The organism is Orbus sasakiae (assembly GCF_039542345.1).
Lineage (GTDB): Bacteria > Pseudomonadota > Gammaproteobacteria > Enterobacterales > Orbaceae > Orbus > Orbus sasakiae.
The window spans coordinates 1,395,343-1,419,746 of record NZ_BAABHY010000001.1; the positions used below are offsets into that span (position 1 = coordinate 1,395,343).

The window sequence follows — 24,404 nt, forward strand, 5'->3', positions numbered from 1 at the left end:
CTTTACTCAGCTGCAGTATCAGTACTTTGTTCAGACAAAGCATCGGTAGTTGTTGCATCTTTCATACTTAGACGAATACGCCCTTGACGATCGATTTCAAGTACTTTTACTTGGACTTCTTGACCCATCGTTAATACATCAGTGACTTTTTCTACACGATGATTAGCAATTTGCGAAACATGAACAAGACCTTCTTTACCACCGATAATTGAAACAAATGCACCAAAATCAACAATACGCACGACTTTACCAGTATAGATTTGACCAACTTCAACTTCAGCAGTTAAATCATTAATACGTTTAATTGCTGCTTGTGCTTTATCACCATCTGATGCTGCAATTTTCACTGTCCCATCGTCTTCAATTTCGATCGTTGTACCCGTTTCTTCTGTAAGAGCACGAATTGTCGCACCACCTTTACCAATGATATCACGAATTTTTTCCGGATTAATTTTCATGGTATAGATACGTGGCGCAAATTCAGAAATCTCATTACGTGGGCGATTAATGGCTTGCTCCATAACACCTAAAATATGTAAACGAGCACCTTTAGCTTGATTTAAAGCAACTTGCATGATTTCTTTAGTGATACCTTCAATTTTGATATCCATCTGCAGAGCACTTACACCTTCACGAGTTCCTGCCACTTTAAAGTCCATATCACCAAGATGATCTTCGTCACCTAAAATATCAGATAAAACAACAAAATCGTCGCCTTCTTTTACAAGTCCCATTGCAATACCTGCAACAGATGATTTAATCGGCACCCCAGCATCCATTAATGCAAGTGATGCACCACAAACAGAAGCCATCGAAGACGAACCATTTGACTCGGTGATTTCTGATACCACACGAACAGTATAAGGGAACTCACCGCCTTTTGGCATAACAGCTGCAACACCACGTTTTGCAAGTCTACCATGACCAATTTCACGACGTTTAGGTGAACCAACCATTCCGGTTTCACCAACTGAATACGGAGGGAAGTTGTAATGGAATAAGAATTTATCCGTTTTTTCACCCGTTATTTCATCAATGATTTGTGCATCACGTTCAGTACCTAACGTAGTAACAACTAATGCTTGTGTCTCACCACGTGTAAATAAAGCACTACCGTGCGCTCTTGGTAAAACATTAGTACGGATATCTAAAGCTCGAATCATGTCTTTTTCACGACCATCAATACGTGGTTCACCAGCAATAACACGCTGACGAACTGTTTGGCTTTCAATATCGGTAAAGATATTCATGATTTCCGTCACATTGACTTCATCATTTTGTTCTTTCAATGCCGCTAATACATCTTCTTTGATAAGATCAATTTGAGCATAGCGGGCTTGTTTTTCAGTAATACGGTACGCTTCACCAATGCGGTCTTTAGCAATTGCTGCAATAGCATCATAGAGTTCAATATTTTTGGTAGGCGCAACCCAATCCCATTTAGCACGACCGGCTTTAGCGACAAATTCGTTAATATTATTAATCACAACTTGTTGCGCGTCATGACCAAATACAACGGCAGCAAGCATTTGCTCTTCAGTTAAAATGTCGGCTTCAGATTCAACCATTAATACCGCACTGTTAGTTCCCGCTACGACTAAGTCTAAACGGCTTTGTGGTAATTCATCAACTAATGGGTTTAACACAAACTCACCATCAATAAAACCAACACGCGCAGCACCAATTGGACCATGGAATGGAACACCGGATAAAGACAATGCGGCAGAAGCACCAATCATAGCGACAAGATCTGGGCTTACTTTAGGGTTAACAGATACAACCGTTGCGATAATTTGAATCTCATTAACAAACCCTTCTGGAAATAATGGACGTAATGGACGGTCAATTAAACGTGCAATTAATGTTTCGCCTTCACTAGGACGTCCTTCACGTTTAAAAAAACCACCAGGGATACGGCCTGCAGCATAAGTTCTTTCTTGGTAATTCACGGTTAAAGGGAAAAAGTCTTGCCCTTCTTTTACTTTTGGATTAGCAACAACAGTAACAAATACGGCTGTATCATCCATATTAGCCATTACTGCAGCTGTTGCTTGACGAGCCATCACGCCAGTTTCTAATGTAACTGTATGACGACCATATTGAAATTTTTGAATTGTTGGATTAAACAATGTGATTTCCTTTTTAAATAGAAATAAATGGAGAGATCATCTTCATTGTTACGACTAATGACAGATTTATTAACTCACATCCTATTTGTACACTTGAATAGCGGCGAGAAACAACAAAAAAGGCAGTCACTATAAATAAAGCTCTCATTAGCCGTACGAAACATGAAACAATGATCTTTTTGTAAAACGTGCTAATTATACATGAAAATAGCTTAATGTCATATTAATTAAAATAGTTACCGCTTTTACATTTTATAAGTGGTTAGCTGGTAATCGACGGATAAAATATCTAAACGTTTTTTATACTAAAACCTGACTTTTTTTTTACAATTGATGCCTTTATCCCAATAAAAAGCCCGGTTATTCACCGGGCTTGGAATCTTAACTATAACTAATAAAGACAATATATAATAAGCGCTAATTGAAAATTTAAACATTTACAATTATTTATACTAAATATTGCCCTTTAAATATACATGGTTTTGTATAAGTTATCCAATAGATATTTACGATCAATTAATAACCAATTGATCATTATGGCCGATTATCTAACAAGATAACTGTTTACATTTAACGCAGTATGTTACCTGTACCAGTTAAAAAATAATTATTAATTTAATAAAAACAATAAATTAATTGAAATGCGATATATGGCGTTTAACGTTTAAGAAGAAATTTAGTTATGTAAAAAAAACTTAATTTTTTAGTTTAATTTATTAAAATTATTTAAATAAACAAAAAGGAGCTAATGCTCCTTTTTGTTTTAAAAAAACAGATTAACGCTCATTTAATGATATGAAAGGAACGGGCTCACTAATGTTTTTATACGCAGGCCGTATAATTCGTCGATCATCAAAGTTTAATTCTTCAATACGGTGAGCACACCAACCAACAATACGTGACATGGCAAATAGTGGCGTATACACTTCTTTAGGCAACCCAATCATGTCATATACAAAGCCAGAATAAAAGTCGACATTGGCACATACTTGCTTTTTAGTTTTAGCATTTTTACGATGTGTAATGGCATGAATTGCCCGCTCTTCAAGTAATGTCATGAATGTAAACTCTTGTTCACGCCCTTTCTCTTTAGCGAGTTCTTTAGCCATTTCCTTAAGCAATACAGCTCGAGGATCTGATATGGTATAAACCGCATGGCCGATACCGTATATTAAGCCTTTCTCATCATATACTTCTTTATTAAGAATTCTCGCTAAATAGGCATCAATCTCTTTTACATCGGTCCAATCACTAATCACTTCTTTAAGATGATGAATCATTTTACCGACTTGTAAATTTGCCCCACCATGTAATGGCCCCTTTAATGAACCAATTCCAGCGGCTATTGAGGAATACGTATCAGTCCCTGTTGAACTGGTTACACGAACTGTAAACGTTGAATTGTTCCCGCCACCATGTTCAGCGTGAATAATCATCGCGAGATCAAGTACTCTTACATCAAGATCCGTATAACCTTTTGAGCCTTTAATCATATATAAGAAGTTTTCGGCAATTGAGACATCCGCATTTGGATGGCGAATATGCAATGATTGCTCTTTAGCACTATGACGTAAAATATTATAAGCATAGGCGATAATAGCCGGAAATTTTGCTACTAAATCAATGGATTGTCGCATTAGATTATCTCGAGATGTATCATCTGGAGCAGGATCATAAGTATACATTTCTAATACGGTTCGGGCCAAAATATTCATAATATCTTGTCCTTCGAGCTCAATAATGGCTATTTTTGTCTGTTTTTCAAGTGCCATTGATTCACATAACATACGAGAGAAATGAGATAGTTCGTCTTGGTCGGGCAAATTACCTGATAACAGTAGATAGATAACCTCTTCAAAACCAGTTCGTTTTTCATTTTGAGCACTATGAACAAGATCATCAATATCAATACCACGATAAAGTAATTTTCCTGGTATCGGTTTTAATGTACCATCATCTAACCGCTCATAGCCAACAACATCACCAATATTCGTTAATCCAACTAACACACCTGTATGATCTGAATTCCGTAGTCCACGCTTAACATTGAATTTTTCAAATAATTCGGTATCAATCTTGCTCGTTGATTTAATTGTTTCCGATAATTTATAAATCATAAATTGATCTTTCATTAATACCTCTCTTAATAAGCTGTATCTCATCATATTACCAACGAGATAAAAAGAGGATAAAGCGAATTTGCTTTATCCTCATCATTTGAAATAAGAATTATAAATGGCTAATAACAGCCTGAGTAAATTGACTGGTAGTTAGAATGTTCCCATTAGGCATAAATCTTGCAAGATCAACTGTCGCTTGCCCCTGTTGGAAAAGTTTTTCCATGGCGGCAGTGATCAATTGTCCGACTTCAAACCAACCAAGATAATCAAACATCATGACACCCGACAAAATCAACGATGATGGATTTGCCATGTCTTCGCCAGCAATATCTGGTGCAGTGCCATGAGTTGCTTCAAAAATAGCATGACCACTGAGGTAGTTAATATTGGCTCCAGGTGCTATACCAATACCGCCAACCATTGCGGCTAACTGATCTGAAACATAATCACCATTAAGATTTAAAGTCGCGATAACCGAGTAGTCTTCTGGCTTTAGCAATGTATTCTGTAAAAAAGCATCACAAATAACATCTTTAACGATTAGTTTTCCTGACAATTTAGCCGCTTTAAGGGCCTCTTTTGCTGCATCAAGACCTTGCTGTTTTTTCAGTCGTTCAAATGCTTGCATCGTAAAGACTTGTGAGGTAAATTCACGCTCAGCCAGTTCATAGCCCCACTGCTTAAAACCACCTTCAGTGAATTTCATAATGTTACCCTTATGTACTAAGGTCACTGATGGTAATTTATGATCTAGTGCATATCGAATCGCAGCCCGAATTAAACGTTCAGATCCCTCAGTAGAAACTGGCTTAACACCAAATGCGGAGGTTTTTGGAAAACGCACTTTTTTGACGCCCATCTGTTCTGAAATAAACTGATAAAATTTTTCAGCTTCAGCTGAACCCTGCTGCCACTCAATCCCAGCATAAATATCTTCTGTATTTTCACGAAAAATTGTCATATTGACTTTATCTGGTGCTTTAATCGGTGATTCAACACCTTTAAACCATCTGACTGGGCGTAAACAAACATAAAGATCTAACTCTTGTCTAAGCGCAACATTTAAAGAACGAATCCCACCACCAACGGGTGTGGTAAGTGGGCCTTTAATACCGATCAAGTACTCTTTAAATGCATTCATTGTCTCATCAGGTAACCAAGAACCATTATGATTAAATGATTTTTCACCAGCTAATACTTCTTGCCAAACCACATTACGCTGCCCTTGATAAGCTTTGGCCACAGCACTATCAAAAATGGCTTTTGCTGACTGCCAAATTTCTGCACCAACCCCATCACCTTCAATAAACGGAATAATCGGATTATTCGGAACAGTAAGTTTACCATTGGTAATTGTCACTTTATTACTCATATCAAATCCTTTTAGCTCTTTTTAAACTCTGATTTTAATTTATTTAGTGCACTACCTGCTTTGAACCATGAAATTTGAGCATCGTTATAAGTATGAGCAACAGGAAATGCTTCAATATTGCCATCACGATGATGTAAAACCATGGTTAAATTTTTACCTGGTGTAAACTCTGTTAAACCAAGGATACTGATTTTGTCGTCTTCTTGAACCTTATCGTAATCTTCTTTATTGATAAATGTTAAAGCTAACATCCCTTGTTTTTTCAAGTTAGTTTCATGAATTCGTGCAAATGATTTAACAACAATCGCTTTCACATTTAAAAAACGAGGTTCCATTGCAGCATGCTCACGTGAAGACCCTTCGCCATAGTTTTCTTCTGCGACTACAACTGAACCTAATCCCTGCGCTTTAAATTTCCTCGCTAATGCAGGAACTTCTAAATAATGTTTACTTTCAGGATCAATAACGGAATTGGTTTTTTCGTTAAAAGCATTAACGGCACCGATAAGCATATTGTTTGAAATATTATCAAGATGACCGCGGTATTTTAACCATTTACCCGCCATTGAAATATGGTCTGTAGTACACTTACCCGCAACTTTAATTAATAATGGTTGTTCAACAATATCTTTTCCATCCCAAGGTGCAAAAGGTGCTAATTGCTGTAACCGATCAGAATGAGCTGCAATATTAACTATAACCTTACTACCATCTTTTATTGGTTCAACATAACCAGCATCATCAACATCAAAACCATCTTTGGGCAATTCATCTCCAATAGGCTCAGGGAGTTTCACAGGTTGACCTTTTGCATTGGTTAAGGTATCTGTCAATGGATTAAACGTTAATGAACCCGCTATCGATAATGCAGCGACAATTTCGGGCGAGCATACAAATGCATTGGTATTAGGATTACCGTCATTGCGCTTTGCAAAATTTCGGTTAAAAGATGTCACAATTGAGTTTTTATGTTCATCTGCAACTTCATCACGGCGCCACTGACCAATACAGGGGCCACAAGCGTTAGCCATAATCACCGCACCCGCTTGTTCAAATTTATCTAAAATACCATCGCGTTCAGCGGTAAATTTAACTTGTTCTGAACCAGGATTAATAATCAACTTCGCTTTTACTGATAATCCCAATTTATTAGCGTTATCAATAACTGATGCTGCTCGACTCATATCTTCATAAGATGAATTTGTACAAGATCCAATTAAACCCACCTCCATATTATTAGGATAATGATGCTCTTTAACCGCTTCAGCTAATTTAGAAATAGGATAAGCTAAATCAGGCGTAAATGGTCCATTTACATAAGGTTCTAACTCAGAAAGATTAATTTCAATGATTTGATCATAATATTTAGCAGGATCATCAAGTATTTGCGAATCGGGATTAAAACAGTCGGTAATCATATGAGCTAAATCAACAATTTCTTGTCGACCAGTGATAGCTAGATAATCTGCTGATTTTTTATCATATGGGAAAATAGATGTGGTTGCACCGACTTCTGCTCCCATATTACAAATGGTTGCTTTCCCTGTAGCCGATAATGACTGTGTCCCTTCACCAAAGTATTCAATAATTGAATTGGTGCCACCTTTTACAGTTAAAATACCTGCTAATTTCAAAATGACATCTTTTGGCGCTGACCATCCGGATAATTTCCCCGTCAATTTTACACCGATAAGACGCGGCATCTTAAGTTCCCAAGACATGCCAGCCATCACATCAACTGCATCAGCACCTCCAACACCAATAGCAATCATAGATAAACCACCAGCGTTAGGGGTATGCGAATCAGTGCCAATCATCATTCCACCAGGGAATGCATAATTTTCGAGAACAACTTGGTGAATAATTCCTGCATCGGGTTTCCAAAAACCGATACCATATTTATTTGAAACATCGCGTAAGAATTGGTAAACCTCTTGGTTATTATTCTCAGCAATAATCAGGTCGTCATAAGCATTTTTATACGCTTGAATAAGATGATCACAATGTACTGTAGAAGGCACCGCAACACGGTCACGACCGGAATTCATTAATTGTAGCAATGCCATTTGTGCAGTAGCATCTTGCATAGCAACACGATCGGGTGCGAAATTAACATAATCGACACCACGTTGATAATCTTTAAGCTCTTCGCCTTGGGCTAAATGCGCATAAAGGATTTTTTCGGTTAACGTTAAAGGTCGACCAATCACTTGCCGAATATGGTTAACTTTTTCTTGATAATGTGTATAAACATGTTTAATTAATTCAAGATCAAAAATCATGATAAATCCTCATTGCTCATTATGTTTTATGCTATTTCATGATGATATTTATTATTTGTGTTAATTTGTTTACTGCCTGTATGATAAAACGATATGTATATTTATGCATAATTATTGTTTAAATATGCAATATAAGATATTACCATTTATACCGATAAATACAACTATAGATTATCTTTACTAATAATATTGTCAATTGGATAATGCAATAAAAATTGATTAAAAAAATTTATTTGAAAATGATTTTTATCATTGATAGGACAATTTGATAGCGGCGATCAAAATGTCGCCAAACTATCAATATACAGAAATGGTGAGTTACAGATCAATATTACCAATTAATTGCGCTTTTTTGACATCACCAGATTGAGTCGCAGCAATTTTTTGATTATCAGCAAGATTAGTGAAAACAATAATAATATCGCGATCTTTACCATTTTCCGTAATAAAATCGACATCCATATCAGCAAGTAACGTATGCTCATCAACACGTTGACCTTCTTCAACATGAATAGTGAAACCATCGCCTTTTAATGCTACAGTATCAATCCCCATATGTACTAAGCCTTCAATACCTTCATCAGTTACAAAAGTAATCGCATGTTTTGTTGGGAAAATACTCATGACTTTACCTTTGATAGGTGAATTAACCTGAACTTTACCATCAACGGGCGTCACTGCGAATCCATCACCCATGATTTTATCAGCAAATACGGTATCATTGACTTTCTCAATAGGTTTGAAAGTACCATTACATACTGAAAATAATTCAACTTGCTTTTTCTTCTTTTTAAATAGACCAAACATCTTGCTTCTCCAATTAAATTCGAATTTGATATCATACTATGAAAAAAAGCGACATCAAAGTAGGTTTTATATTCTAATGCTCCATTAGTATAGTAAAATATCGCGGAGGAATGATATGATTAGCTATTATGCATATGACATTATTCATAAAGCACAATAGTCAGTTTGATATCGGGAAACAGGCAAAAAATACCATCAATGATGACATTAACGATAGTATAGCTACGCAATATAGTCCCGTTTTATGTGTGTGAATGACCCTGCATAATTTCATCACCTAAAGATCAATTTATCACCATTGATGAATATGTTTGTTTGCCTAAGCAATGATAGGGAGTAGAAGATTATCTACATTATAATTTTGAATAAACCGTATTTATTATTGGTATAGCTAAAAATCCATTTTACTCATAACCAAGGGTTATGATGGCTTTATTCATAAATAATATGAGTCTAGATCATGATATAGCCAATGAAAATATTCAAATAATGTATATGTCGCATCATATTCTGTCGTTTTATCATATTTTTAGATTAACAAACTCATATTGATTAAAAATGCGGACTCTGTCATAGCTTAAAACCACGATTCTAATTTAGTATTAGTCATCATTTGTAAATAAAAAAGCCGACACATGTGTCGGCTTATCAACAATCCTATCGATTATTTCTTTTTAGCTTTTGCGTTCGGTAAATCTGTAATTGATCCCTCAAACACTTCAGCCGCTAAACCTATTGATTCGTATAAAGTTGGGTGAGCGTGAATAGTAAGTCCAATGTCTTCTGCGTCACAGTTCATTTCCACTGCAAGACCGATTTCACCAAGTAATTCACCACCGTTAACACCAACAACTGCACCACCTAATAAACGATTATCCGTTTTATCAAAAATAAGTTTAGTCATTCCTTCAGAACAATCAGATGCAATCGCGCGACCCGAAGCTGCCCAAGGGAAAATAGCAACTTCATAATTAATCCCTTTTGCTTTGGCTTCTTTTTCGGTTAAACCAACCCAAGCTACTTCTGGCTCAGTATAAGCAATTGATGGAATTGTTTTTGGATCAAAGAAGTGGTTTTTACCTGCAATCACTTCAGCCGCAACGTGCCCTTCATGAACCCCTTTATGTGCTAACATTGGTTGACCAACAATGTCACCAATTGCATAAATGTGCGGAACATTTGTACGCATTTGTTTATCAACTTCAATAAAACCGCGATCTGTCACAGTAATGCCTGCTTTTTCTGCATCAATCAATTTACCATTCGGTGTACGTCCGATCGCAACTAAAACCGCATCATATGAATGCGTTTCAACTGAACCATCTTTTTTCTCCATCGAGACATAGATGGCATCATCTTTCGCTTCAACTTTAGTCACTTTGGTTTCAAGCATCAACGTGAATTTTTTCTCAATCTGTTTCGTAAAGACTTTAACAATATCTTTATCTGCAGCAGGAATAACTTGATCAAGCATTTCAACGACATCTACTTTAGAACCCAGAGCATGATAAACTGTCCCCATTTCAAGACCGATTATACCACCACCCATCAATAGTAGACGTTTAGGAATCGTTGTTAATGCTAATGCATCTGTAGAATCCCAAATACGAGAATCTTCATGCGGAATAAAAGGCAACTGAATCGGGCGTGAGCCTGCAGCAATAATTGCGTTATCAAAATTAATGGTTGTCGTACCGTCAGCTGTTTCTACAGCCATGCTATGACTACCAGTAAATTTAGCTTGGCCTTGTACGACATTTACTTTACGCATTTTTGCCATACCAGCCAGTCCGCCAGTTAATTGATTAATCACCTTCTCTTTCCAACCACGAACTTTATCTAAGTCAAGTTTAGGTGTTCCAAATTCGATACCATGCGCAGTCAATGATTTAGCTTCATCCATAACTTTAGCAACATGTAACAATGCTTTTGAAGGAATACAGCCAACATTTAAACAGACACCACCGAGTGTTGAATAGCGTTCAACTAAAGTAACATCTAAACCTAAATCCGCAGCACGAAAGGCTGCTGAATAACCAGCAGGCCCTGCACCTAAAACAACAACTTGTGTTTTTATCTCTTTACTCATTTTGTCATCCCCCTATTACATCACTAAGCGACGTAAGTCAGCTAGTACAGTGACAATATGACTTAAGAATCTTGCACCATCAGCACCATCAATCACTCGGTGATCAAATGATAGTGATAAAGGTAACATTAAGCGTGGGGTAAACTCTTTATCATTCCAAACCGGTTTCATGCTTGAGCGAGACACACCTAAAATACCTACTTCTGGCGCATTAACAATTGGTGTAAATGAGGTTGTGCCAATACCACCAAGACTTGAAATGGTAAAACAACCACCCTGCATATCACTACCCGTAAGTTTACCATCACGTGCTTTTTTAGAAATAGCCGCTAACTCTTTTGATAATTCAACAATACCTTTTTTGTTAACATCTTTAAACACGGGTACAACAAGCCCATTAGGTGTATCAACAGCCACACCAATGTTGATGTATTTTTTAACGATAAGTGTTTGTGCATCTTCAGAAAGTGAACTGTTGAAACGAGGATACGCTTCAAGTGCACTTGCGACCGCTTTCATAATAAAGACAAGTGGCGTAATTTTAAGATCGCTTTTTTTCTTCTCTGCTTCTGCATTTTGTTGTTTGCGGAATGCTTCAAGATCGGTTATATCTGTTTCATCAAATTCAGTAACATGAGGAATCATAACCCAGTTACGATGCAGGTTAGCACCAGATACTTTTTGAATTTTAGTTAATGGCAGCTCTTCAACTTCACCAAATTTACTGAAGTCTACTTTTGGCCATGGTAATAAACCGGGTAATGCTCCGCCAGTACTACCTGTTTCAACTTGTTTAACGGCATTTTTAACGTAAGATTGAATATCTTCACGCAAAATACGTTTTTTAGGGCCAGTAGCACTAACTTTAGCTAAGTTTACACCAAATTCGCGGGCAAGACGGCGAACTGATGGCGTGGCATGAGCATAAGCATCATTTTCAACAAACTCATTACCCGCTTTAGCTGCTGGTTTTGATGGGGTTGTTGTTGGAGCTGGAGCTGGAGCTGGAGCCACTTTTTCAGCAGGCGCAGCGGCAGGTGCTGCTACTTTTGATGCCGTAGTGGCAGCGGTTGTAAACTCCATAATTTTAGAGCCTGTTTTTACTTTATCGCCAACATTAACTAAAATTGCCTTAACATTACCAGCAATTGAAGAAGGTACTTCCATTGAGGCTTTATCACCTTCAACAGTGATCAATGAATCATCAACAGCAATTGTGTCGCCAACTTTAACTAAGATTTCAGTGACTTCAACTTCGTCGCCACCAATATCAGGGACATTGACATCTGCAACTTGACTTGCAGCTGCCGCCACGGGTGCAGATTCTGTTTTTGGTGCATCTTGTGATGCTGGAGCAGCAGCAACACTGCCTTGCGCATCAAATACCATAATATCAACGCCTGTTGATACTTTATCACCAACTTTGACACTAATTGATTTAACAATACCTGCTTGTGGCGCAGGAATTTCCATCGAAGCTTTATCACCTTCAACCGTCATAATCGATTGGTCAGCTTCAACTTTGTCACCAACATTGACCAGAATTTCTGTCACTTCGACTTCATCGCTACCAATATCAGGTAATTTAATTTCAATACTCATTCTCATCACCTCTTAAGCAATACGTGGGTTAACTTTTTCTGCATCAATATCAAATTTCTTAATTGCTTGTTCAACAACTGAGTTATCGATATCCCCTCGTTTTGCGAGTTCACTTAAAGCAGCAACAACAACATAGTTGGCATCCACTTCAAAGTGATGACGTAAGTTAGCACGGCTATCACTACGACCAAACCCATCAGTACCTAATACTTTGTATGAAGTAGCTGGAACAAATGCACGAACTTGTTCAGCAAATAGTTTCATGTAATCTGTCGATACAATAGCTGGGTTTTCATTCATAATTTGTGTAATGTATGGTACTTTAGCTTCTGATGTTGGATGTAACATATTCCAACGTTCACAATCTTGACCTTCACGAGCGACTTCAGTGAATGAAGTTACGCTGTATACATCACTACCAATACCATATTCTTTTGCTAAAATATCTGCAGCGTCACGAACATGGCGTAAAATTGCGCCAGATCCTAATAGCTGTACAGTAGGTTTCCCATTTTCAGCATTGATGGTATCTAGTTTATAAATACCACGACGAATACCTTCTTCAGCACCTTGTGGCATAGCTGGTTGTTCGTAGTTTTCGTTAAGTGTTGTAATGTAATAGTAAACATTTTCTTGATCACCATACATGCGACGTAGTCCGTCTTGCATGATAACAGCCACTTCATAAACATAAGCTGGATCATATGAGATACAGTTAGGAATTGTTAATGACTGGATATGACTGTGACCATCTTCATGTTGTAAACCTTCACCATTTAATGTTGTGCGTCCAGAGGTACCACCAATTAAGAAACCACGAGCTTGTTGGTCACCTGCTGCCCATAATAAATCGCCAATACGTTGGAAACCAAACATTGAATAGTAAATATAAAATGGAATCATTGGACAATCATTTGTGCTGTATGATGTTGCAGCAGCAAGCCATGATGCTCCCGCACCCATTTCATTAATCCCTTCTTGAAGAATTTGACCTTTTTCATCTTCACGGTAATACGCCACTTGTTCTCTATCTTGTGGTGTATATTGTTGACCGTGAGGGTTGTAAATTCCGATTTGACGGAACAAACCTTCCATACCAAATGTACGGGCTTCATCAGCTAAGATTGGCACTAATCGTGGTGCTAAATCTTTATCTTTTAGCATAATATTGAGTACACGAACAAACGCGATCGTTGTTGAGATCTCTTTATTTTGAGCTTCAAGTAAAGAACTAAATTCACTAAGTGGTGGAATAGAAACACTACCTGTAAAGTTAGGTAAACGAGAAGGCACATAACCTTTAAGCGCCTGGCGACGTTCATGAATATATTTATATTCTGGTGTATGTTCTTCAAATTTAATGTACGGCAGTTTATCAATTGCGTCATCAGTCACAGGAATATTAAAGAAATCACGAACATGACGTACACCATCCATATTCATTTTCTTAACTTGGTGAGCAATATTTTTACCTTCTGCTGCATCACCCATACCATAACCTTTAATAGTATGCGCTAAAATAACAGTTGGTTGCCCTTTGGTATCTTTTGCTTTTTGGAATGCAGCAAACATTTTAGCCGGATCTTGACCACCACGATTTAAACGGAAAATCTCATCATCAGACATGTCTTTAACAAGTTCAGCTGTTTCAGGATATTTGCCAAAGAAATGTTCGCGAACGTAGGCACCATCTTTCGATTTAAACGTTTGATAGTCTCCATCAAGCGTTTCATTCATTAAACGAATTAATTTACCTGATTTATCTTTTTGTAATAATTTATCCCAGCGGTCACCCCAAAGGACTTTAATTACCTGCCAACCCGCTCCAGCAAATACACCTTCTAATTCGTTAACGATTTTACCATTACCTGTAACCGGTCCATCAAGACGTTGTAAATTACAGTTAATAACAAAAGTTAAGTTATCAAGTTTTTCACGTGTTGCTACCGTAATCGCCCCTTTAGATTCAGGCTCATCCATCTCACCATCACCTAAGAACGCATATACAGTCTGTTCTGACGTATCTTTTAAGCCACGGTTGTGTAAATATTTTAGGAATCTTGCTTGGTAAATTGCACTGATTGGACCTAGCCCCATTGATACAGTTGGGAACTGCCAAAATTCAGGCATTAATTTAGGATGCGGATAAGATGGCAAACCATTACCATGAACTTCTTGACGGAAATTATCAAGTTGGTCTTCAGTTAAACGACCTTCGATAAATGCTCGAGCATACACACCCGGCGAAATATGGCCTTGGAAATAAACAAGATCCCCACCATCTTTTTCGTTACGAGCACGGAAAAAGTGGTTAAAACAGACTTCATAGAATGTCGCGGCAGACTGGAATGATGCCATGTGACCACCTAAATCTAAATCTTTTTTAGATGCACGTAACACAATCATCATCGCATTCCAACGAACAATAGAACGAATACGTCTTTCAAGCTCCCAATCGCCAGGATATTCAGGCTCATCCTCAACAGGAATTGTATTCACATAATTACTTGTTGATGAACCAAACAATAACGGAACCCCACCTTGACGAGCTTGCTTCACAATTTGTTCAATAATATATTGAGCTCGTTCAGTTCCTTCTTCACGAATGACTGATTCAATACTTTTCAGCCAATCCTGAGTTTCGATGGGATCGATATCATTCATTTGCATGTCCGACATATTTAAACCTCTTTTTTTGTTATAAAAAATGCAGATTTTTATTATTATTCTGCATTACGTTTGCTATAAACATAAATTTTGGATACAAGTCTGCCACTTACCTTAGTAAAGGTAAAGGCAGACAGGCGATTGAAAGGAATGTTAATTCCTATCAAATTAATCAACTATTCCAATATATGTGAATTCAGTGTTTTTATTGTTATGATACTATTGGATTTTTTAAGAATTTAAATATGAGTTTTAAGCTATATATTTTATATCGCTAATAGGTGTGTATTGTCAACTACTATTCGTTTTTGTTATATTCGGCATAACTTTTACTTATCTATATAAAACAAATAGAAAAAAATATCCTAATTTTTTGTAGATCAAAAAATTGTGTATTTATCCAAAAATATGTCTCTTTTTTGATGATTTTACACAATAATTTTTTTAATTTTGAGCCTATAATACACGACTAAAATAGGATAACAGGTCACATATTGATGGATAAACCCATAATCAAAAATCTTGGTTTACAGCCTTATTTACCCATATATGATAATATGCACCACTTTACGCTTACACGTAATGCGGATACGCTTGATGAAATATGGCTTGTTGAGCACCCTGCTGTATTTACCCAAGGCAAAGTCGGTAAACCTGAACATTTGTTACATCAAACACCGATTCCTGTTGTGCAAACTGACCGAGGTGGACAGATTACCTATCATGCGCCAGGTCAACAAATTATGTATATTTTATTAGACTTAAAACGTCTAAAAATTGGTATTCGAGATACTGTCAGTTTTTTAGAATATAGCGTCATAACGACTCTAGAGCACTATGGTATCGCCGCAAAAACTAAAGCTGATGCACCAGGTGTGTATGTTAACAATCAAAAAATTTGCTCCTTAGGTTTACATATTCACCGTGGTTGTACGTTACATGGACTAGCCTTAAATGTCGATATGGACTTAACGCCATTTAATGATATTAACCCTTGTGGATATGCAGGATTGCAGATGACGCAATTAAAAAATTATGTCACAACCATAAATCGAGATGAAGTGCGTCAAATTTTGACCGAGTCCTTCGTTGGGCAACTTCCTCTGAATTCTTAAATAGAGACTGTACATATAACTATGACAAACATGACTATTGATACCAATACGGTTAGAAGTTCAAAGTATCGTGATGCTGATAAGACACGGTTAATCCCCTCTGTAACGATTGAGGAAATAGAACTTTTAAAAAAACCTGATTGGATGAAAATAAAACTTCCGACACAATCTGCCAATATCCAACATATTAAAAATACAATGCGTAAGCATGGTTTACATTCAGTTTGTGAGGAGGCATCATGCCCTAATTTATCTGAGTGTTTTAACCACGGCACCGCAACATTTATGATTTTAGGTGATATTTGTACGCGGCGTTGCCCATTTTGTGATGTTGCCCATGGCAGACCCTTACCCCCCGATCATCAAGAACCAATTAAATTAGCAAAAACAATTCAAGAAATGCGTTTACGTTATGTCGTTATCACATCAGTTGATCGGGATGATTTAAAAGATGGTGGAGCGAGTCACTTTGCCAACTGTACCCGTGAAATTCGTGCATTAAGCCCAAATATTAAGGTTGAAACACTGACGCCCGATTTTCGTGGTTGTATCGATTATGCAGTGGACATTCTAAAAGATAATCCCCCTGATGTGTTTAATCACAATCTCGAAAATATTCCACGTTTATATAAGAAAATTCGACCTGGAGCCAGCTACCAAGGTTCGTTGGATTTGTTAGCTAAATTTAAACAGATACATCCTGATATTCCAACTAAATCGGGATTAATGGTTGGATTAGGTGAAACCAACCAAGAATTGATTCAAGTATTAAAAGATTTACGAGCACACGGCGTCACAATGTTAACGTTAGGTCAATATTTACAGCCAAGTAAATACCATTTACCAGTTGAACGTTATGTTTCACCAAAAGAGTTTGATGAATTAAAACATATTGCGTTAGATATGGGCTTTACACATGCAGCTTGTGGTCCTTTCGTTCGCTCTTCCTATCATGCAGATTTACAAGCTCAAGGCAAAGAAGTTAAGTAATTTCGATTGTTTTTTTAAAGCGTCTTTATCCTAAAATCTTAAGCGGAACATAGTTCCGCTTTATTTTTACCTTCCGACTTATCTTTCAAATGATGTGTTGATTATGCTATTTTCTTAGTAATTAAAAGCTTTTGACACGATTTTAACATATTAAACATTAAAATATCATCGTTTTATTTTAATTTTTTATTGATAAATACTAATTTAAATGTATTCTATATGAAAATATCGCTATTTATTACACAGGAGCTTACATGAAAAATTATTCACGGTTAAATCGATATTGTTTATTTATGGCATGGTTGACATGGATCCCACTTTTATGCGCTATTGTTGCTTGCTTTTCACCAGTATTATTCTATTTTTTTAATACGCATAATATTGGACTTGAGTCAGGGAATTATTCATTGTTTGTTACCACGATTGTTGATGTTGATCCAACAAATTTAAATATCTTACAATCAATATTGGCAACAATATTAGATACACTACCTATTTTGATGCTAGTCTTTGCATTTTATCAGTTACGATTGTTATTTATCAGTTACAGTCAATCACATTATTTTGCGGTAAAATCAGCTAAACATTGCTACTATTTTGGTATTGGCCTTGTGATGTGGGTAATATTAGGTTTGCTTTTTGAACCCTTATTATCTTTGATATTGACCTACATACAACCTCAAGGTAGATATATTTCAGTCTCTTTAAGCAGTGAAGATATCATTACCCTATTCCCAGCACTTTGTATTATGATCATCGGCCAAATATTAAAAAAAGCCGCTGAACTAGCCGAAGAAAATAACCAATTTGTATGAGGAATATAGTATGCCAATCATTATTAACTTAGATGTTATGCTGGCAAAACGGAAAGTTAAATCAAAAGATTTAGCTGCCAGTATTGGCATTACAGAACAAAACCTTTCATTATTAAAACAAGGTAAAATAAAAGGCTTTAGGCTGGCAACACTTGAAGCAATCTGTGCATACTTAGATTGTCAACCAGGTGATATATTGGAATATCAGGCGCCGATACAATCTGCAGACTAAAATAAAAAACTCACATTATTTTATTACTAAAATAATGTGAGTAAGTGGCTGGTATATATAAAGTTATTTTTTAACTACACAATCAATTCATCACAAAAAGTCATTGATTTGTTCTACTTTTTTATACCTTTTCATCATGTTGCCTTGTTGTTATTCGAGTTTTGGTAAATCGTTATAATTTTCAACTATAAAATGAATAGTAAAGTATGGTTAATCAATTTTCTTTATTACTAATGAGAACGTGTCAGTTATTGATATATTTAATATTTTCTTTTGTACTTTAAAGACTTGACCGTCCCAGACTTGCCATGTATAAAATTTGATCTAATTAAGTCGATTTATTAACTATATCACGGAATTAAAATAAAAAAATTGTTTTTATGTAAATAAACCGCAAAAACATTCTACATACCTGAAAATATCAAGATAAAAATCCCACCATCATTATCCATAATTAACTATTTATTTTTCAAAGATATAGAAAACATTAGCAATCGTCTCTATCTTGCTTAATTCTATTATTACGGTTCAAATTACCAACTTTGTTCAAAGGTGCGATCTTGAATAGTTAAAACTCAGAGCTCGTCGCTATTTAGTCAGTTTTGAGATAGAATTATGGGTAATTTGTTAAAGAGATAATGGTGCCATGAAAAAATTTACAACATATCTTTTGTCAATTTTAATATTAATACATCCTACATTAATACCTGCAAATGCAAATAATATCAATTTACCTGATATTGGTACGGCGGCAGTAACAACGTTAAGCATTGGTCAAGAAATTGAAATGGGTGATTATTATACACGTATGTTACGTGGCAGTGCTCCTATCATTAATGATCCAATGCTAAATGATTATATTAATTCACTTGGTAATAAATTAGTTGGAAATGCCGATTCCGTACAGACACCTTTTCATTTTTATATTATGCAAAGCAATGTACTTAATGCATTTGCCTATTTTGGTGGAAATGTTGTGATTCATTCCCGTTTAATTATCAATACCGATACGGAAAGTGAACTAGCATCGGTGATGGCTCACGAGATTGGTCATGTCACTCAGCGCCATCTTGCCCGAGCAATGGAATCACGTAATAAAAACAGCCCTTATTTTTGGGGAGCAACATTAGGATCATTATTATTAGCCCTTGCGAATCCAGAAGCCGGAATTGCAGCGATTTCGGGGACGCTAGCTGGTTCAGCACAAAGTCAAATTAGCTTTACACAAAGTAATGAGCAAGAAGCAGATCGTGTCGGATTAAGGACGCTTGCTAAGGCAGGATTTGATCCACATGCCTCAGCTGATTTTTTACAAAAATTATCTGATGAAATGCGATTTATGTCTAAACCGCCAGAAATATTACTGACTCACCCATTACCAGATAGTCGATTAGCGGATGTACGTAACCGTGCTGGGCAATATCAAAAAAAACAAATTCCATCTTCACTCAGCTATTATTTAGCAAAAGCCAGATTAGTCATTTTACTGGGTAACAATAAAAATACAGTCCAACTGTTACTGCAAGATTATCAAAAAATTAATAATGCACAAACAAAAGTCGCTATCGTTTATGCCGCAGCCTTAGTTGATTATCGCGGCCAAGATTACGCTGCAGCAAAAGCAAAACTACAACCGATATTGGATAACGATCCAAATAATGTATGGTTTGTTGATTTAATGACTGACATTGATTTAGGTTTAAACAAAAAGACCGAAGCCATTAATCGATTATTAGTGGCGATTAAAGCCAATCCTAATAGTCTTGCACTACAACTAAATTTAGCAAATTGTTATATTGAAAATAAAGATTATCAAAAGGCGACAGGCTTACTACATCGTTATACTCATCAATACAGTGATGATAGTAACGGTTGGGATTTATTAATTCAGGCTTATCAAGGTTTAAGGCAACGAGCACAAGAAATGACAGCCCGTGCAGAGTTGCTAGCATTACAAGGTCAATTTCCACAAGCCATCACATTATTACAAAATGCTAAAACACAAGCAAAAGGTAATGCCTTAATGTTAGCAAGGATTGATGCTCGTATTGCTGAGTTAGAACAATTACAAACACGCTATGCAGCTTTTCGGCGCTAAAAAAATATAGAGGATGACATGATAGTAGGACCGATTATTAATGGTGCCGCAATTATTATCGGCGGTGTAGTTGGCGCAGGATTAGGCAATAAGATTCCAGCACGAGTACGAGAAGCATTACCGATGACATTTGGCTGTGCATCAATGGGAATTGGCGTTGCACTGATTATGAAAGTGAACTCTATTCCAGCAGCAGTACTTGCTTTACTGCTTGGTTCATTGATGGGTGAAATATTACAGTTAGAGCGTGGTATTGAAAAACTGTCTTTGAAATTACGCAGATTTGTTGATCGGCCTAAACCTAATGCGGCTCTAATCACATCACATGAAGACTTTATTGAAAAATATGTTGCATTGGTGGTACTTTTTTGCGCCAGTGGTATGGGCATTTTTGGTGCGCTAACAGAAGGAATTTCTGGCGATCCTTCTTTGTTAATTGCTAAAGCATTTTTAGATTTATTCACTGCCACTATTTTTGCTATAACCCTTGGTTATGCGGTATCCTTGATTGCTATTCCTCAATGTATTATTCAATTAGCATTGTTATTACTGGCCAGTTTTATTCAACCGTTGATTTCTGCAAGCATGTTTGCCGATTTTTCAGCATGTGGCGGTATGATTATGCTCGCCACTGGCTTTAGAATTTGTGGTATAAAATCATTCCCTGTCGCGAATATGTTATTTGGTTTAGTGCTCGTCATGCCAATCTCAGCAGCTTGGTTGAATTTTTTTTAGCGGTAACAAGATCATTGTATTATGTTTAGCACAGGCTGAGCTGTCTTTAACATCGTAACTTATTTATGATAATTACCCTGACTATTGCACTACTGTAATAGTTTTAATACTTTTTATTACCATTTTATCGAGTAAATCATTATGATTGGACCCCTTATTAATGCCGGTGCTGTTGCAGTTGGTGGAATTATTGGCGCGGCCTTTGGCAAAAAAATCCCTTCACGTGTCAGTGAAGCTTTACCCCTCACGTTTGGACTCGCTTCCATGGGTATTGGTATCGCTTTAATAATGAAAGTTAATACTATACCGACTGTAGTATTAGCCCTTTTGCTCGGCTCGCTAATTGGTGAACTGGTTAAATTAGAATACTACATTGAAAAGCTATCGAGCAAATTACGCAATTTTGTTGATAAACCTAATCACAATACTGTTTTATATGATTCTCATGATCAATTTATTGAACGCTATGTTGCGCTTGTTGTGATGATGTGTACGGGTGGCATGGGGATTTTTGGTGCGCTCAACGAAGGGATTACGGGCGATGCTTCATTATTGATTACCAAAGCTTTTTTAGACCTTTTTGCGGCAACAATATTTGCCATTACCCTGCGTTATTCAGTCGCTCTCATCGCTATTCCACAACTCGTGATTCAAGGTGGGTTATTATTGATGGCTTCATTTATTCAACCGCTGATTACTCCCGCAATGATTGCTGATTTTTCTGCTTGCGGCGGGATGATCATGTTAGCGACTGGATTGCGAATATGCCATATCAAATCCTTTCCTGTTGCAAATATGCTATTTGGCTTAATATTAGTTATGCCAATTTCTGCACTATGGTTACATTTGATCTAATTAAACACTATAGAATCTGGTAGTCTGAAAAATTTAGGATAGGGAAACGATGTGATGTCGTTTAACGTAAGACTATTTTAACGAAAACGTCGCTAATAGCGCATTATTTTCGTTAAAATATTATCATAAGCTATAATTATAGTGTAAAACTAAGCTTTATTCAGGTGATCCACGTTGTTAAAATTCTTAACACGAAAATGACCTTGTTTAGCATCACCCTGATAATGAATTTGGCTAATGCTGGTATTTAAAATACGAGGAAAATAGCTTTCATCACGGTGCAAATGCCAATCTCCACCATTTAATACACAAAGTAATAAACGAATTGCAGTACCATGTGAAACAATGAGAATGTTGCCATTATCTTGTGGGGCATTTTGTACAATATGCTCAAGGCTATTTTTCATTCGTGCTAACACTTCAAGATAGTTTTCACCTTGGTTTGTCGATGCATCAAATTTTGCGGGTTCATTCATGTATAAATTAAACTCAGGTAATTTACGTAATTCTGGAACGTGCTGACCTTCCCATATACCAAAATCCATTTCACGTAAACCATCAAGTGTATGTGTTGGTAACGAATCTTGACGCTGAGCTAAAATATAATCACGCGTTTCAACTGCGCGTTGTTGGGGACTTGAATAGGCAGCAATAAAAGGGGTATCTTTCAGATATTGACCCGTGATCTTTGCACCTAAAACGCCATCTTCTGTTAAAGCTGAATTTTTTGATCCTTGCATTTGATCTTTTAAATTCCACTCAGTTTGCCCATGTCTAATTAAATATAAATTAAGATCTTTCATTACTTATCCTTTAAATATAACGCTTTGGGTTGTTTTGTCGTAAAACCGTCAAACATTGTTGTAAGGTCTTATCTAATGGTGCTTGCAATTGCATGATTTGTTCAGTTTTAGGGTGTATAAATTGTACATTTGCAGCATGCAAAAATAAGCGATTGAGTTTAGTATTTGCTAGCTCATCATCAAAATTTTTATCACCATATCGATCGTCAAATGCAATCGGGTGACCGGTATATTGAGTATGAACGCGGATTTGGTGGGTTCGCCCCGTAACAGGACTTGCCTTAACTAAGGTTGCAAAACCAAAACGCTCTTCAACTTTGAAGCGAGTTTCAGAAGGTTTACCTTCTTGATTAACACGCACAATACGTTCACCACTCTTTAGCATATTTTTTAATAATGGTGCTTGCACTACTTTACAACTCGATGGCCAATCACCTTTAACTAATGCAAGATAATTTTTGGTCATTGTTTTTAAACGTAATTGTTCATGTAGCGCAACCAGTGCCGAACGTTTTTTAGCAACTAACAAAATGCCTGACGTCTCACGATCAATTCGGTGTACAAGCTCTAAAAATCTTGCATCCGGCCGCAGTGCTCGTAATCCTTCTATGACACCAAAACTGAGTCCACTTCCACCATGGACTGCAATACCAGATGGTTTATTAATTGCTAAAATAACATCGTCTTCATAGACAATCATTTTTTCTAATACTGCAATTTTCTCAAGCTTAGGCGATAAATGCTGTTCTGCTTTTTCTGTCACTCGAATTGGAGGAACCCGCACTTCATCATCGATATTGAGTTTATATTCTGGCTTAATGCGTTTTTTATTTACCCTTACTTCACCCTTGCGCAAAATACGATAAATCATGCTCTTAGGTACGCCTTTTAGTTGAGTAATTAAAAAGTTATCGATACGCTGCCCCTCGTTATCGATAGTAATTGTGATTAACTGAACTTTAAGCTGCGTCTGGGGCTCTTGAGATGTCATATATTTTTGCTAATCCATTATAAAAGAATTTACTTTGCCAAAAAATCTACTACACTACCTTACAAAGAAGTGCCTAATCTTTGTGATAATACTCTGGGATTATATAGGAAAATGAAGGAATAATACAGTATGCTTAATTTACTTAGTCAGTATTCACGGGGTCGTATCGCTTGGTTTTTGCTACTACTTTCAACTCTCGTATTTGAAGCAACTGCGCTTTTTTTCCAACACGGACTAGGACTTGCTCCCTGCACATTGTGTATTTATCAGCGTATCGCAATATTAGGCATTTTACTCGCCAGTCTGATCGCATTATGTTCACCTAAACATTTTATTTTCAGAATTATTGCTATTTTCGTTTGGCTTTATAGTGCTTTTGAAGGTTTCAACTTAGCGTATTTTCAAGCCCGTTTGCAATTTGCACCAAACTTAACCGATACGTGTGCAATTAATCCTGAGTTTCCAAGCTGGTTGCCATTAGACCAATGGTTACCTAACCTATTTGGTGCTTATGGTTATTGCGCAGATAAATTATGGTCTTTTTTGACCATCGAAATGTCACAGTGGATGATTATTATCTTTTGTTGTTACTTTGTCATGGGTGTTCTCGTGTTGTTATCACAGTTTTTTTCACCAATAAAGCGTTCAATTTGGGACAAATAATCACGCTTTTTGATTATTTTTTTGTTAAAATTCGTCAAA

The 24,404-nt window shown here is 36.6% G+C and carries 18 protein-coding genes; 8 read left to right on the forward strand and 10 right to left on the reverse strand.

What is annotated here, in order from left to right:
- Nucleotides 1-2 precede the first annotated feature (2 nt).
- The 8 genes from pnp to aceE all read right to left on the reverse strand — a co-directional run bounded on the left by pnp (nt 3) and on the right by aceE (nt 15,080).
- Nucleotides 3-2,129, reverse strand: coding sequence for a polyribonucleotide nucleotidyltransferase (gene pnp / locus ABEA36_RS06075; protein ID WP_345489869.1), 2,127 nt, complete (start codon nt 2,127-2,129; stop codon nt 3-5).
- 776 nt (nt 2,130-2,905) lie between these two features.
- Nucleotides 2,906-4,261: a citrate/2-methylcitrate synthase gene (locus ABEA36_RS06080; RefSeq protein ID WP_345489871.1), complete on the reverse strand. Its 1,356-nt coding sequence runs from the start codon at nt 4,259-4,261 to the stop codon at nt 2,906-2,908.
- A 97-nt stretch (nt 4,262-4,358) separates the two neighbouring features.
- Nucleotides 4,359-5,621: an NADP-dependent isocitrate dehydrogenase gene (gene icd / locus ABEA36_RS06085; protein WP_345489873.1), complete on the reverse strand. Its 1,263-nt coding sequence runs from the start codon at nt 5,619-5,621 to the stop codon at nt 4,359-4,361.
- A gap of 11 nt (nt 5,622-5,632) precedes the next feature.
- Complete coding sequence (locus ABEA36_RS06090) at nt 5,633-7,903, reverse strand: aconitate hydratase (RefSeq protein WP_345489875.1); 2,271 nt, start codon at nt 7,901-7,903, stop codon at nt 5,633-5,635.
- A 318-nt stretch (nt 7,904-8,221) separates the two neighbouring features.
- On the reverse strand, nt 8,222-8,710 hold the full coding sequence (locus ABEA36_RS06095; RefSeq protein WP_345489877.1) for a PTS sugar transporter subunit IIA: 489 nt from the start codon (nt 8,708-8,710) through the stop codon (nt 8,222-8,224).
- 664 nt (nt 8,711-9,374) lie between these two features.
- Nucleotides 9,375-10,799 (reverse strand): dihydrolipoyl dehydrogenase, encoded by a 1,425-nt coding sequence (gene lpdA / locus ABEA36_RS06100; protein WP_345489879.1) that lies wholly within the window; start codon nt 10,797-10,799, stop codon nt 9,375-9,377.
- A gap of 15 nt (nt 10,800-10,814) precedes the next feature.
- Nucleotides 10,815-12,401, reverse strand: coding sequence for a pyruvate dehydrogenase complex dihydrolipoyllysine-residue acetyltransferase (aceF, locus tag ABEA36_RS06105; protein WP_345489882.1), 1,587 nt, complete (start codon nt 12,399-12,401; stop codon nt 10,815-10,817).
- 12 nt (nt 12,402-12,413) lie between these two features.
- Nucleotides 12,414-15,080, reverse strand: coding sequence for a pyruvate dehydrogenase (acetyl-transferring), homodimeric type (gene aceE, locus ABEA36_RS06110; protein ID WP_345489884.1), 2,667 nt, complete (start codon nt 15,078-15,080; stop codon nt 12,414-12,416).
- Nucleotides 15,081-15,565: 485 nt separating this feature from the next.
- On the opposite strand from aceE, the gene lipB reads away from it, so the two are divergent.
- The 7 genes from lipB (at nt 15,566) to ABEA36_RS06145 (ending at nt 21,908) form a co-directional block, all read left to right on the forward strand.
- Nucleotides 15,566-16,183 (forward strand): lipoyl(octanoyl) transferase LipB, encoded by a 618-nt coding sequence (gene lipB, locus ABEA36_RS06115; RefSeq protein WP_425571860.1) that lies wholly within the window; start codon nt 15,566-15,568, stop codon nt 16,181-16,183.
- Nucleotides 16,184-16,213: 30 nt separating this feature from the next.
- The gene (gene lipA / locus ABEA36_RS06120) at nt 16,214-17,173 is read left to right on the forward strand and encodes a lipoyl synthase (protein WP_345490886.1); all 960 of its coding nucleotides are present in this window, start codon (nt 16,214-16,216) and stop codon (nt 17,171-17,173) included.
- A 254-nt stretch (nt 17,174-17,427) separates the two neighbouring features.
- On the forward strand, nt 17,428-17,988 hold the full coding sequence (locus tag ABEA36_RS06125; RefSeq protein ID WP_345489886.1) for a DUF2975 domain-containing protein: 561 nt from the start codon (nt 17,428-17,430) through the stop codon (nt 17,986-17,988).
- 10 nt (nt 17,989-17,998) lie between these two features.
- Nucleotides 17,999-18,220, forward strand: a complete 222-nt coding sequence (locus ABEA36_RS06130; RefSeq protein ID WP_345489888.1) for a helix-turn-helix domain-containing protein — start codon at nt 17,999-18,001, stop codon at nt 18,218-18,220.
- 646 nt (nt 18,221-18,866) lie between these two features.
- The gene (bepA, locus tag ABEA36_RS06135; protein ID WP_345489890.1) at nt 18,867-20,318 is read left to right on the forward strand and encodes a beta-barrel assembly-enhancing protease; all 1,452 of its coding nucleotides are present in this window, start codon (nt 18,867-18,869) and stop codon (nt 20,316-20,318) included.
- Nucleotides 20,319-20,336: 18 nt separating this feature from the next.
- On the forward strand, nt 20,337-21,053 hold the full coding sequence (locus ABEA36_RS06140; RefSeq protein ID WP_345489892.1) for a DUF554 domain-containing protein: 717 nt from the start codon (nt 20,337-20,339) through the stop codon (nt 21,051-21,053).
- 138 nt (nt 21,054-21,191) lie between these two features.
- Complete coding sequence (locus tag ABEA36_RS06145) at nt 21,192-21,908, forward strand: DUF554 domain-containing protein (protein WP_345490888.1); 717 nt, start codon at nt 21,192-21,194, stop codon at nt 21,906-21,908.
- Between the two features lie 149 nt (nt 21,909-22,057).
- Here ABEA36_RS06145 and ABEA36_RS06150 read toward each other — a convergent pair whose 3' ends face one another.
- Both ABEA36_RS06150 and rluC read right to left on the reverse strand, forming a co-directional pair.
- A complete protein-coding gene (locus ABEA36_RS06150; protein WP_345489894.1) occupies nt 22,058-22,711 on the reverse strand; it encodes a histidine phosphatase family protein in 654 nt (217 codons plus the stop codon).
- A gap of 10 nt (nt 22,712-22,721) precedes the next feature.
- On the reverse strand, nt 22,722-23,702 hold the full coding sequence (gene rluC / locus ABEA36_RS06155; protein WP_345489896.1) for a 23S rRNA pseudouridine(955/2504/2580) synthase RluC: 981 nt from the start codon (nt 23,700-23,702) through the stop codon (nt 22,722-22,724).
- A 129-nt stretch (nt 23,703-23,831) separates the two neighbouring features.
- Here rluC and dsbB point away from each other — a divergent pair, with 129 nt between their 5' ends.
- Nucleotides 23,832-24,365: a disulfide bond formation protein DsbB gene (gene dsbB, locus ABEA36_RS06160; RefSeq protein ID WP_345489898.1), complete on the forward strand. Its 534-nt coding sequence runs from the start codon at nt 23,832-23,834 to the stop codon at nt 24,363-24,365.
- Nucleotides 24,366-24,404: the final 39 nt, after the last annotated feature.

Bases quoted from the DNA above. Each gene is read 5' to 3' on its own strand.
- ABEA36_RS06080 (WP_345489871.1), bottom strand. From the start codon at position 4,261: ATGAAAGATCAATTTATGATTTATAAATTATCGGAAACAATTAAATCA.
- icd (WP_345489873.1), bottom strand. From the start codon at position 5,621: ATGAGTAATAAAGTGACAATTACCAATGGTAAACTTACTGTTCCGAAT.
- ABEA36_RS06090 (WP_345489875.1), bottom strand. From the start codon at position 7,903: ATGATTTTTGATCTTGAATTAATTAAACATGTTTATACACATTATCAA.
- ABEA36_RS06095 (WP_345489877.1), bottom strand. From the start codon at position 8,710: ATGTTTGGTCTATTTAAAAAGAAGAAAAAGCAAGTTGAATTATTTTCA.
- lpdA (WP_345489879.1), bottom strand. From the start codon at position 10,799: ATGAGTAAAGAGATAAAAACACAAGTTGTTGTTTTAGGTGCAGGGCCT.
- aceF (WP_345489882.1), bottom strand. From the start codon at position 12,401: ATGAGTATTGAAATTAAATTACCTGATATTGGTAGCGATGAAGTCGAA.
- aceE (WP_345489884.1), bottom strand. From the start codon at position 15,080: ATGTCGGACATGCAAATGAATGATATCGATCCCATCGAAACTCAGGAT.
- lipB (WP_425571860.1), top strand. From the start codon at position 15,566: ATGGATAAACCCATAATCAAAAATCTTGGTTTACAGCCTTATTTACCC.
- lipA (WP_345490886.1), top strand. From the start codon at position 16,214: ATGACTATTGATACCAATACGGTTAGAAGTTCAAAGTATCGTGATGCT.
- ABEA36_RS06125 (WP_345489886.1), top strand. From the start codon at position 17,428: ATGAAAAATTATTCACGGTTAAATCGATATTGTTTATTTATGGCATGG.
- ABEA36_RS06130 (WP_345489888.1), top strand. From the start codon at position 17,999: ATGCCAATCATTATTAACTTAGATGTTATGCTGGCAAAACGGAAAGTT.
- bepA (WP_345489890.1), top strand. From the start codon at position 18,867: ATGAAAAAATTTACAACATATCTTTTGTCAATTTTAATATTAATACAT.
- ABEA36_RS06140 (WP_345489892.1), top strand. From the start codon at position 20,337: ATGATAGTAGGACCGATTATTAATGGTGCCGCAATTATTATCGGCGGT.
- ABEA36_RS06150 (WP_345489894.1), bottom strand. From the start codon at position 22,711: ATGAAAGATCTTAATTTATATTTAATTAGACATGGGCAAACTGAGTGG.
- rluC (WP_345489896.1), bottom strand. From the start codon at position 23,702: ATGACATCTCAAGAGCCCCAGACGCAGCTTAAAGTTCAGTTAATCACA.
- dsbB (WP_345489898.1), top strand. From the start codon at position 23,832: ATGCTTAATTTACTTAGTCAGTATTCACGGGGTCGTATCGCTTGGTTT.